The organism is Serratia sp. Ag1 (assembly GCF_000743355.1).
Classification (GTDB): domain Bacteria; phylum Pseudomonadota; class Gammaproteobacteria; order Enterobacterales; family Enterobacteriaceae; genus Chania.
Genome location: NZ_JQEI01000001.1, coordinates 1 through 12,167 on the forward strand (window position 1 = coordinate 1; position 12,167 = coordinate 12,167).

At 50.9% G+C, this 12,167-nt stretch carries 9 protein-coding genes; 3 read left to right on the plus strand and 6 right to left on the minus strand.

Going from position 1 to position 12,167, the window contains the following annotated elements; all coding sequences use genetic code 11:
* The 4 genes from IV04_RS00005 to IV04_RS00020 form a co-directional block, all read right to left on the minus strand.
* Window positions 1–3,624: autotransporter-associated beta strand repeat-containing protein (locus IV04_RS00005; RefSeq protein WP_200877125.1), on the minus strand; the 3,624-nt coding region annotated here is incomplete at its 3' end.
* 667 nt (window positions 3,625–4,291) lie between these two features.
* Window positions 4,292–5,575, minus strand: coding sequence for a polysaccharide deacetylase family protein (locus tag IV04_RS00010; protein WP_037403503.1), 1,284 nt, complete (start codon window positions 5,573–5,575; stop codon window positions 4,292–4,294).
* 182 nt (window positions 5,576–5,757) lie between these two features.
* Entirely contained in the window at window positions 5,758–6,528 is a 771-nt protein-coding gene (locus IV04_RS00015) for an ABC transporter permease (protein WP_037403502.1), read from the minus strand.
* Window positions 6,525–7,448, minus strand: coding sequence for an ABC transporter ATP-binding protein (locus IV04_RS00020; protein ID WP_037403501.1), 924 nt, complete (start codon window positions 7,446–7,448; stop codon window positions 6,525–6,527). The genes IV04_RS00015 and IV04_RS00020 overlap by 4 nt, the downstream gene beginning before the upstream one ends.
* Window positions 7,449–7,637: 189 nt before the next feature.
* On the opposite strand from IV04_RS00020, the gene can reads away from it, so the two are divergent.
* The gene (gene can, locus IV04_RS00025) at window positions 7,638–8,294 is read left to right on the plus strand and encodes a carbonate dehydratase (protein ID WP_037403500.1); all 657 of its coding nucleotides are present in this window, start codon (window positions 7,638–7,640) and stop codon (window positions 8,292–8,294) included.
* A 55-nt stretch (window positions 8,295–8,349) separates the two neighbouring features.
* On the opposite strand, the gene hpt is transcribed toward can, so the two are convergent.
* Together hpt and cueO are read right to left on the minus strand one after the other, a co-directional pair.
* On the minus strand, window positions 8,350–8,886 hold the full coding sequence (gene hpt / locus IV04_RS00030; RefSeq protein WP_037403499.1) for a hypoxanthine phosphoribosyltransferase: 537 nt from the start codon (window positions 8,884–8,886) through the stop codon (window positions 8,350–8,352).
* Window positions 8,887–8,980: 94 nt separating this feature from the next.
* Window positions 8,981–10,603 (minus strand): multicopper oxidase CueO, encoded by a 1,623-nt coding sequence (cueO, locus tag IV04_RS00035; protein WP_037403498.1) that lies wholly within the window; start codon window positions 10,601–10,603, stop codon window positions 8,981–8,983.
* A gap of 233 nt (window positions 10,604–10,836) precedes the next feature.
* Between cueO and IV04_RS00040 the strand changes: the two genes are divergently transcribed.
* Entirely contained in the window at window positions 10,837–11,184 is a 348-nt protein-coding gene (locus IV04_RS00040) for a YacC family pilotin-like protein (RefSeq protein WP_037403512.1), read from the plus strand.
* Between the two features lie 108 nt (window positions 11,185–11,292).
* Window positions 11,293–12,156: a polyamine aminopropyltransferase gene (speE, locus tag IV04_RS00045; RefSeq protein ID WP_037403496.1), complete on the plus strand. Its 864-nt coding sequence runs from the start codon at window positions 11,293–11,295 to the stop codon at window positions 12,154–12,156.
* Window positions 12,157–12,167 lie beyond the last annotated feature (11 nt).

Sequence of the window (12,167 nt, forward strand, 5' to 3'; positions counted from 1 at the left end):
GCTGCCACTCATTATCCCGCTGAACGTGCTGCTACCGCTGTTGCTGGCGGTCAAGGTCGCGCTACCCAGCGTAACGTTCCCCGCTCCACTCAGTTGCTGTACGGTCTGAGCCAGATCGTTCAGCGCCAGGGTGGTGCCACTGCCCAATGTCACTGCGCTGCTGGTCGCTAGGGCATCAGCAATCCCCAGGCTCAACGTGCCGCCACTGACGGTGGTGGTTCCGGTGTAGTTATTGCTGCCCGATAACGTTAGCGTACCGCCACCGGTTTTCACCAGATTACCGCTGCCGCTCATTATCCCGCTGAACGTGCTGCTACCGCCGTTGCTGGCGGTCAGGGTGGCGCTACCCAGCGTAACGTTCCCCGCGCCACTCAGTTGTTGTACGGTCTGGTCCAGGCTATTCAGCGCCAGCGTGGTGCCACTGTCCACGGCCACGGCACTGCTGGTGGCCAACGCATCGGCGATCCCCAGGCTCAGCGTACCCCCACTGACGGTGGTGGTTCCGGTATAGCCGTTCTGTGCCGACAGCGTCAGAGTGCCCGCACCCGCTTTAGTCAGATCGCGTCCATTCCAACCAGTGAGGGATGCGGCCTCATCGTTCAAAGCGACATCCACATTAAAATTGTCGCCCACCCCTGCCAGGGTGAAAGTACCGTTTCCAGCAGTAGTGCCCTCCTGCCAAGTCAAGCCATACCCCACCTGATAACGCAGGTTATCACTGCTTTTATTGGCTGAGATGGTCAAATAGTCAACGCTACTGGCCGCACCGCTGATATTTTTACTGCTAAAGTCACCGCTGATACCGCTGGTTGTTTCCAATATGCTGTATAGGGTAGAAAAAGCAGCACTGGCTGAGCTAGGCTCTGGTGCGCTAAAACCGATAATGGAGAGCACACCGTTCAATGCCGCACTGGTTGCCGTGATCAACGGTGGATTATTACTGATATCAACGAACAGGCCGGAACCCGCACTCTGCGTAAAGGCCCCATTAACGTTCAACTGTGCGGTATTACCTATGGTGGTATTCGCCCCGGCAGCGGTGGTATAAGCACCGCTGTTAAAGACGCCATTCTGCGCCAAGGTCAACGTTCCCCCATTCACGCTGACCGCCCCCTGGCTGGAGCCACTGCTGGTTAGCGTCGCATTACCTGCACCACTTTTAACAAAAGCCCCCGATCCACTCAGCACATTACTCAACGTTTTATCACTGGCAAATGCCAATTCGACTGTCGCCCCGTTGGTAATTGCTCCTGTACCAAAAGAACTGCCTTCTGTAGCAATAATTCTACCGGCATTAATGCTGGTTCCCCCGCTATAGCTACTGCTACCCGAAAGTGTTAAGGCTCCAGCCCCAGTTTTTACCAGACTACCGCTGCCATTGATCGCGCCGCTAAAGGTGGTAGCAGCCGTATTATTTTCCGTTAAGGTCGCCGTTCCCAGGTTGATATTGCCCGCCCCAGATAACAGATTGACCGTTTGGTTAAAATTATTCAGCGCTAGCGTGCCGTTGACTGTGACAGCACTGCTGCTGGCAAAAGCATTGGCGATACTGGTTAACAGGGTGCCATCACTAATCGTCGTCCCGCCAGTATAGGTATTCGCATTCTGCAGGTTCAGCGTCCCACTGCCGATCTTGCTTACGCCCCCTGCGCCCAACAGATTAGCCGCAATATTAAGTTGGTCGGTGCCAGTAATATTCGCATTGATTACCCCCGCCAGACTGATGTTGGAGGGTGCCAAAAGTGTCCCCACCCCAGATATCCCACCGCCGTTCTGGATAGTAAACGTATTGGCGTTGACGGTAAAATTACCGCCAGTACCCGCAAGGCTGCCACCTGACTGAATGGTTACCGTTTGTGCATTCAACTGTGCCCCTTGGCCACCACGCACGGTCCCACTTGAGTTAGCGACGAAGGTACCCGCTCCAGCTACCCCATATTTAACCGCGTCATCCAGAGTGAAATACCCCCCTGAAACGACCGTATTGGCGCGAATATTTGAGTCAAAATTACTGGTAGCACCATTGTCACCATAGAAGATCACTTCGCCGTCACCCGTTTTTGTCACGGTCACCGTTGAGCCAGCAATCGAGGCGATAGGGTCGTAGAACAGTATTTTGTGGCCGTTAGTCGTATTGAAATTCAGATTACCAGAGCTGCCCAGATACACAGCGTTGGGAATACCACTACCGATAATTGGTTGATACGCGTTGGTTGAACCATCAAAACTCGCTCCCTGATAGTTCCCCTCAAAACGAATATCATCGGTGGCCGCATTCAGGTTAATGGTTCCTGATTGCAGATAAATAGCCCCCCCGAGACTTTTGGCGTAGTTGCCAAGGAATTGAGCACCGGAGGAAAAATCGATCAGTGCTGCGGAAGAGTCATAATAAATGGCCCCACCGTTTGCCACCCCAGCAGCATTGGTGGCATAGACGTAATTCCCTTGAAACAGAACCGGGGCGTTAAAAATGTATTTGTAAAGGAGGGCTGCCCCATTACCATAAGCACTAATGGCGCCCCCCAGAGCATTTCTATTGCTGGTCAGCGCGCCAGTGCTCACCACATAGTTGTTCAGGAAAGAGGTTGAGGCATTGAAAATAACCGCAGTCCCTGTCGCACCTGGGCTAACATAGCCAATATTAATTGCGCCACCGCGTGGATGCTGATCGTTGATATGAGTCGGGCTATCTCCGCTATTAGCAGCCTGATAATAAATATAGTTACCATCAAAAGTGGTTGAGCCATTGAAAGAGAGAGTGGATGGCCCACCCCAAATATCTATCGCCCCGCCAAAAACCGTAGCATGGTTATTCTTAAACAGTGTCGTACCGTTAAAATTGGCGGCGTTAGTCACGCTATAGACACTCATTGCCCCGCCATAGTTGCCGGTCCAGTTATTATCAAAGGTGACGGCACCGTTGAAATTGAGCGTCCCGTTGTTCAGGGCAACGGCCCCTGCCGCGTCGTATGTGCTGCGGTTATTGGCAAAGGTGACACCGTTCACGCCCCCATCCACCGTCACATTTGCACTCGCGGAGTTCACATAGATAATGTTGGCTCCAGAACCAGTAGCACCCGTGTCTGTCCCACCAAAACCAGTAAAAGTCGTGCCATCAAGAGTCAGCAATGAATTAACATTAGAGGTGTAATTAAACAGATTGGCGCGTGTGTTAGTGGTCGAAGCAGGTGTGATAAAAGTGGTGTTATTTAACGTTAAGTTACTGTTATTTTGACTGATCGGATCGAACAGGCGGTTAGCTAACCCGACGGTGACCGTGTTGCCTGCCCCATCGATGAAAATGGTTGAACGTGCCGCGCTATTTATCGGAAAAACGGTATTCCAGACCGCATCACCACTCAGCAATAATTCATAGTTCCCCGCATTCAGAGAGGTATAAATATTACCACCGACTGGAACCACAACTTGTACCGCGTTTGCCGCCCCCATTCCTAGCATTTGACCCATCAGCAGGGCAAGTAACGTTTTTGAAGTTGACAGTTTAACTACACATTGCGATGAGACGACACTAGAACTGACTTTAGCCGGGGATTTGACTAGCTCGGAGACAACCTGATAGACACCTAAAACCTTATTAAAAATAACACGATATATATGATTCATAACACCACCTCCTGGTTGTAATGCCCACATAAAAACAGCTTTAAAGTTAAAATTTAATCAATTAAATAATGATTTATTAAAGAAAGCCGCTTGAGAAATATTTCGATTAAAAAAGCTCATACGAAGGATCGCATGGTTTTCCGGTGAATAAGGGAAATATAGTCAAGTCTGTTTAAAACGCCAAATATCTGGTAACAAATATTAGTGTTTTTCTAACATTCCAGGCTCAATGAAGCTGTGTGTGAGGGTGGTAGCTGCTTTCTGTTGGATGGAGTTTGCCCTCCGCCACAAAAGCAAGAGAAGAGAATTATGCCTTGATTTTATGATAGTTATTGTAGATAACTCGAATACCCATAGCATGAAAATTAATGAAAAACAAATAGATAGATTTTAAAAGGTTATGACATGTTACTGATGTAACTGTTATTTTTTACTCAGCTAAGTGAAGTTTAAAATAGCGATAAACCAACATAGCTCAAGAAAAAACCAACAATTAGAATTATCTTAATACAAATTAATCTCATTCAAGGAGAGAATATCCGCCAAGCCCAGGCTGTTGCAACCAGAACTCTAATTCCAGCGACTTTCTGTTAGAGAAAATAATATGATGGTAATAAAAACAATAAGTACAAAAAACAACCGGGTGCTTCTGCACCCGGTTTCTTTTTTACTGCGCTGCCAACCTGCTTGGCTTGTTGGCAATCCGCTCCGCCATCACCGGAATAGAATCGGTGCGCAAGATGTATAGCCGTTTCAAGGTGTAGGGATTATCCCCAAGCCTCACTTTCCCCTGCACGGTGGTCAATGCCATATGCAACCCGGCATCTTTTGACGCTTGGATGCCATTCTGGTTATAGCCACCAAATGGATATGCCAGATACAGCACATGCGGGTTAAATTGCGACAACGCACGCCTTGAACGCTCAAGATCAAACGTAATGTTATGCAGCGAACGGCTCAACAAGACGGGCCGACGCTTGTTGTCAAAGCGATGCAAGAAATGGGTATGTGTCTGGATATCAAACACATCCTGAATTTCTCTCAGTTCAGAAATACTCATAAACTGCAGCGAATCGGGATTCCATTTCTGTGGATGGCGTTTGATCCGTGAAGAAATAACAAACGCCGTGGCACGGAACCCATAAGCCTTCAGCACCGGATAAGCGTAGCGATACACCGACTTCAACCCATCATCGAAAGTCAGTACCACCACTTTAGCTGGCAGGTTAATCTGATTCTTCAGGTAGGCTTCCAACTGATAGAGAGAAATGGTGTCATAACCCGCCTGCTTCAGGTAAGTCATCTGGTTACTGAATGCGGTATCTGACGTGGTGGTTGAAGTATTGCGAAAACGCTTATTCTCTTCATTCTTCAACATATGGTGATAAGTCAGCACCGGGATGCCGTCGTCGATTTCACCGTCCAGTTCACTGACATACCCCAGACGTTGGCCAATATTGACCTCATACCAGGTGTTATTAAACCGGTCTTTCAGCTTGCCGATGATAGGGTAACGCAGGTTCTCTTCAAGCACGCCGAAGACTGCACTTTCACTATCTGCTGCTGTGTAAACCTTGGTTGACCGTGGGGTAATCAGATTCTGGTTAGTCAGCGGCTTGTTCAGCTCACCCAAGCTGTCCTTCATTTTTTTGCGCGACTTACTGATGCTCCGCACATCGTTTTTATCAATAAAACCGGTGCCGTGACCAAACTTGAATTCATAATATTCAGCTGCAGCGGGGAATACCTGGATCAGTTGCCCCCGTTTCACCTCAGCCACCGGAATGACATGTTCACCGATCAGCGAATAAACCTCGCTATCGCGTTGCACTTCCATGTATTCAGATTTAACAGCACCGCCTTCTGACAGCAAATTCGCCAAGGCTGCCGGTGCTATCAAAGAAACAAAAATGCCGAGTAGCATTGCCGCTATCTTATGTTGAAACCGCATGATTTGCTCTGCTTACGAGTACAGTAGTGAAAAATCGAGAAAAAACTGGAGCGTCAGCATAGCACGATTTTTAGAACAGCAAGAAAGGGGTTATTGATGCGATTTTATAGATTTCGTTAATAGCTGTGTCAAATCAATAATCCCCCCTCTTCCGCAGCGGGAAGAGGGGAAACGGGCTCCAACTAGGAACGCAAACCACGGCCACGCTCGATCAGATACCAGGCAAGCGTATAGAACACCACGATAAATGCCACCAGTACCGCCATCGTTAACACCAGTGGTACATCGGAAATACCCAGGAAGCCGAAGCGGAATCCACTGATCATGTACACGATCGGGTTCAGTTTGGAGACTGCCTGCCAAAACGGCGGCAACAAGGCCAGCGAATAAAATACTCCGCCCAAATAGGTCAATGGTGTCAGCACAAAGGTCGGGATCAGGCTGATATCATCAAAGGTAGTGGCAAACACCGCGTTAAGCAGGCCACCCAGCGAGAACAGGATCGCCGTCAGCAGCAAGGTAACTGCGATCACCCACCAGTCATGAACCTGCAAAGGAACAAAGAACAGCGAGATCACCGTCACCAGAATGCCGACACAAACACCACGCGCGACGCCCCCGCCAACGTAACCGGCGATCACCACATGAGTGGGAACCGGTGCCACCAGCAACTCTTCGATATTACGCTGGAATTTGGCGCTGAAAAACGACGCCGCCACGTTGGCATAGGCGTTCGTGATCACCGCCATCATGATCAGACCAGGGACGATAAACTGCATATAGTCAAAGCCGTGCATTTCACCGATACGCGAGCCGATCAGGTTGCCAAAGATAATGAAGTAGAGCGTCATGGTGATCACCGGCGGGACCAGCGTCTGGATCCAGATACGCATAAACCGGTTGATTTCCTTGGCCCAGATGCTCTTCAACGCCACCCAATACAAATGCATCATGATTTTTCCCCATTACCGTTGACCAGGGTGACAAACAGTTCTTCCAGCCGGTTCGCCTTGTTACGCATACTCAACACCTGAATGCCCTGAGCACTCAATTGGGCGAATAAACCGTTCAACCCCTGTTCCCGCATCACTTCCACTTCCAGCGTGGAGGTATCCGTCAGGCGGCTGTGATAACCCTCAAGCTTCGGCAATGGGCTTTTCGTCGCCAGATCGAGAATAAAGGTTTCCGACTGCAACTTCGCCAGCAGCCCTTTCATTGAGGTGTTTTCCACCAGTTCACCGTTCTGGATAATGCCGATGTTGCGGCACAGCATTTCGGCTTCTTCCAGATAATGGGTAGTCAGGATGATAGTGGTGCCTTGAGCATTAAGCTCTTTCAGGAACCCCCACATCGAGCGGCGCAACTCGATATCGACCCCGGCGGTGGGCTCATCCAGAATCAGCAGCTTCGGCTGGTGCATTAAGGCCCGAGCGATCATCAGGCGGCGTTTCATGCCGCCCGAGAGCATGCGCGCACGCTCGTTGCGCTTGCCCCACAGATCGAGCTGATTGAGGTATGTCTCTGCCCGCGCCAGTGCCTCGCGCCGCGTTACGCCGTAATAGCCCGCCTGGTTGACCACGATCTGCAACACGGTTTCAAACGGGTTGAAGTTGAACTCCTGTGGCACCAGCCCAAGCTGGCGCTTGGCGTTGACGATATCTTTGTCGATATCGTAACCAAACACCCGAACTGTGCCCGAGGTTTTGTTGACCAGCGAGCTGATAATGCCGATGGTTGTCGATTTCCCGGCACCGTTCGGCCCCAGCAGGGCATAAAAATCCCCTGCTTCGACGTTCAGATTGATGCCGCGCAATGCCTTTACGCCACCAGCGTAAGTTTTGGTCAACTGCGCTATTTCCAGTGCATAATTCATAGGTTAGAGAGTACCTTGTGGAGATGTGTATGCTGCTGTGTCTGACAATGAGAACGAGTTTACCACCAGCCGCCAGCTGACTGAGTCGAATCCGTGCGGAAAATTAGCCTCACTGTTCCGATTTCCAAATTGTGACGCTTGCCCTATATTACATCAACGCAATTCGTTCATTACAGGCCAATAACCGCCATGAAAGAAATCGAAAGGCTCATCGCCAATAACCAAGCCTGGTCCACTACCATCAACCAAGAAGACCCCGGTTTTTTTGAACGTTTATCACAGGCGCAAAAACCGCGATTCTTGTGGATTGGCTGCTCCGACAGCCGCGTTCCTGCCGAACGCCTGACTGGCCTGGAGCCAGGGGAACTGTTCGTTCACCGCAACGTGGCCAATCTGGTAATTCATACCGATTTGAACTGCCTTTCCGTAGTGCAATATGCCGTCGACGTACTGGAAGTCGAACATATCATTATCTGCGGTCACCTGGGCTGCGGGGGCGTAGAAGCTGCGGTAGAAAACCCGGAATTGGGTTTGATCAATAACTGGCTGCTGCACATTCGCGATCTCTGGTACAAACACAGCTCACTGCTGGGCGAACTGGAACCGGAACAGCGCCTGGATGTCTTGTGCGAAATCAACGTGATCGAACAGGTGTATAACCTGGGCCATTCCACCATCATGCAATCCGCCTGGAAACGCGGCCAGAAAGTGATGATTCACGGTTGGGTATATGGGATTCAGGATGGCCGCTTGCGCGACCTGGAAGTGACCGCCACCAGCCGCGAAAGCCTGGAAATGGGCTACCGCAAAGCGATAGCCACGCTGCTGCAGGATAAAGGCCTATAATCTGCCAACAAGGCGCGGTTCCGCGCCTTGTTCTCAATAACCGGCGCTTGCCCGGTTATTCGTCCAGCAACACCACTTTGCCGATATACGGCAGATGGCGATAACGCTGGGCATAATCAATACCGTAACCGACGACGAACTCATCTGGGATGGCAAAACCAACGAATTCCACAGGCACATCCACTTCACGGCGTTCAGGTTTATCCAGCAGCGTACAGATCGCCAGAGATTTTGGCCCACGCAGCGCCAGGATCTCACGCACCTTATTCAAGGTATTGCCAGAATCGATGATGTCTTCAACGATCAACACATCTTTACCACGAATGTCTTCATCCAGATCTTTGAGGATTTTCACATCGCGCGTGGTGGACATACCGCTGCCATAGCTGGAGGCTGTCATAAAATCGACCTCATGCGGCACTTCGATAGTACGGCACAGATCGGCCATAAACATGAAAGAACCGCGTAACAGCCCGACCAACACCATTTCACTGCCGCTGTCGCGGTAATGTTCAGTGATCTGGCGGCCAAGCTCAGCAATACGGGTCTTAACTTCCTGCTCGGAAATCATTACTTCTACGGTGTGTTTCATAGTTTTCAGGTCAGTTGCCGGAGGAAAGGCGCAGAGTTTAACATAGCTGACCGACCGTGGCGACGCGAGTGCATCGCCACGAGTTGCTCGAAGATCAGTCAACCACGTTAAAGCCCAGCATCATGCCGGTATCTTCATGTTCCAACAGATGGCAATGGGCCATGTAAGCCTGTTCCGCGCTGGCGAGATGATTGAAGCGGACTAGCACTTCACTGCGTTTGCCTTCAACCAGTACGGTGTCTTTCCAGCCAGCACGATGCGCCGCTGGCGCTTGGCCGTTTTCCGACAGAATGCGGAACTGGGTGCCGTGAATATGGAACGGATGCAGCATCATGTCGCCCTCACCCGAGATAGTCCACTTTTCATACTGGCCACGCTTGCTGGTGAACATCGGCTTGTTCATATCAAAGGCTTTACCGTTGATCATATTGCCATTGCTGAAATCGAAGGGTTTCGCACCATGATCCATGCCCGCCATGTTGCTGTGATCCATCCCCGCCATCTTACTGTGATCCATACCTTGCATATCGCCATGATCCATCCCGGCCATATTGTTGGTATTCCCATGATTCATGCTCATCCCTGCCATCGCCTGCTGCCCATAGCGATCCATCAGAGCTTGCATCCCCAAGGTATCAAGTTTGGGATCCATCGACAGCTGCAGCAAACGTTCCTGCAGGCCCGCGAGCGGTGGTAATGCAGGTAATTTCACCAGGCTATCCGGCATCGCTTTTACACCTTGCTCCAACGAAGGTTGAATACGCAACACCGGCAACGGCTTATCGAATGGGGCCAACGTCATCGCCATTTGCACGACTGGCAGGGTGACGATATCAAACGGTTTGCCGTCAGAGGCATCCACCAGCACTTCAAAACGCTCGCCCATCAGGATCGGTAACTCGGTCAATTTTACCGGCTCAGCGAGGAAACCACCGTCACTGGCAATCACATACAGAGGCCGGTTATCACTGGCAGCCAGATTGAGTGAGCGCGCATTGCAACCATTAAGAAAACGCAATCGCAGCCAACCACGCGGAGCAATGTGCTGCGGATAGGCCGCGCCGTTGGTAAACATACGATCGCCAAACCAGCCAACAGCAGCGCTCATAACGTCCAACTGATATTCGATCTGGCCATCTTTCCCCAGGCGCTTATCCTGCAGGATCACCGGAATATCGTCTTTGCCCCAGGTTTTCGGCAGCGGCAATTGGCTGCTTTCATCATCCTCCAGCAGCACCAACCCACCCAGCCCCATCATCACCTGATGGCCGGTTTTGCCGTGAGTATGGGGATGGAACCAGCAAGTCGCCGCAGGTTGATCGGCCGTGAAGCTCACGGTGCGCGTGCTCCCAGGGTGAATCAACGCATGTGGGCCGCCATCAACATCGCCCGGGATCTCAAGCCCATGCCAGTGCACGGTGCTGGCTTGCGGCAGTTTATTACTGATATCGACCTTAACCGGTTTACCACGCTGCAAACGCACCGCCGGGCCCAATAAAGCCCCGTTGATACCCCAAGTACGCGTTGCTGCGGTTGGCAGCCAGTTCATTTCACCGGTTTGCAACGTCAGGGCAATGTTGCCCTGGGCATCTGGCAACAATAGCGGAGGGATGGGTAAAGCGGGCTGGTCGGCAGCCCAGGCTGCCCGGCTCCACAGAGGTAAGGCACTGGCTGCACCTAGAGCGGCGGTCAATTTAATAAAATCACGGCGTAACATCGCTGACTCCCTATTTCAGTGATTGATAGCTCAACGCCAGCAGCCTAAACCCTCCCCCTGCGGGAAGGTCAAGCAATAGATCTAAGGGGCAGAAAGGAATCACGCAGCCAATACCAAGCAACTTGAAATATGACGGGTATACTCTGAATTAAAGTTAAGCCCGTGTAATAAGTTTGCGGCCTTTACGAACAAGTGTGGTAACGTCAGCAAATAATAAACAGGTCTATTTTATGATGAAGAAAACAACGTTATTGATGCTATTGCTGACCACGCTGGGATTTTCCAATACCAGTTTGGCACTGAATGAATCTGAGGCAGAAGATCTGGCCGATTTGACGGCGGTTTTTGTCTATCTTAAAAACGAGTGCGGATACCAAGAGTTGCCGAATGCGCAAATCAAACGCGCGATTATCTATTTCGCTCAGCAGAACCGTTGGGATCTGAGCAATTACAATAGCTTCAATATGAAGACGCTGGGTGAAGAGAGTTATCGCGATCTCAGCGGTATTGCTATTCCAACCGCTAACAAGTGCAAATCTCTGGCCCGTGACTCTTTGAGCCTGCTGGCCTACGCCAATTAAATACCCCACGTTTTAGCGCCCTCCCTGCTGAATTCTGCCGTGCATCCTCCGGCAGAGTTAGCTATGATATTGCGCCATTTTCATGGCTGTTTACGGAGTTTACCGCACATGACCCAGCAAGATATTTGGTATGAAACGCTGCATGCCAACTTCGGCCAGTATTTCTCGGTTGAAAAAGTGCTGTACCGTGAAAAAACCGAGCATCAGGACCTGGTGATCTTTGAAAACCCGGTACTGGGGCGCGTGATGGCGCTTGACGGTGTGGTACAAACCACCGAACGCGACGAATTTATTTATCACGAAATGATGACCCACGTACCACTGCTGGCGCATGGTCAGGCGAAGAAAGTGTTGATCATCGGCGGTGGCGATGGCGGCATGTTACGCGAAGTCAGCCGTCATCAGGGGGTACAGCAGATCACAATGGTCGAGATCGACGCTGGCGTTGTTGAGTTCTGCCGTCAGTATCTGCCTAACCATCACGCTGGAGCCTATGACGATCCCCGTTTTAAGCTGGTGATCGATGATGGTGTTAATTTTGTGACCCAGACTGCGGAAAAATTCGATGTGATCATCTCTGATTGCACCGATCCGATCGGCCCGGGTGAAAGCCTGTTTACTTCCGCGTTCTACGAAGGTTGCGCACGCTGCCTGAACGAAGGTGGCATCTTTGTAGCGCAAAACGGTGTCTGCTTCCTGCAGCAGGAGGAAGCGGTCAACAGCCACACCAAGCTGAACCAGTACTTCAACGATGTCAGCTTCTACCAGGCGGCGATCCCCACCTACTACGGTGGCATCATGACTTTTGCCTGGGCGAGCCAAGATCCGGCGCTACGCCAGCTTGATATCGCTACGCTGCAGCAGCGCGTTAATCAACCTGGCTTACACTGCCGCTATTACAACCCGGCAATTCACGTCGGCAGCTTCGCACTGCCACAGTATTTGCTCGACGCACTGAACGTTTCACGTTAAGCGAGAAGATC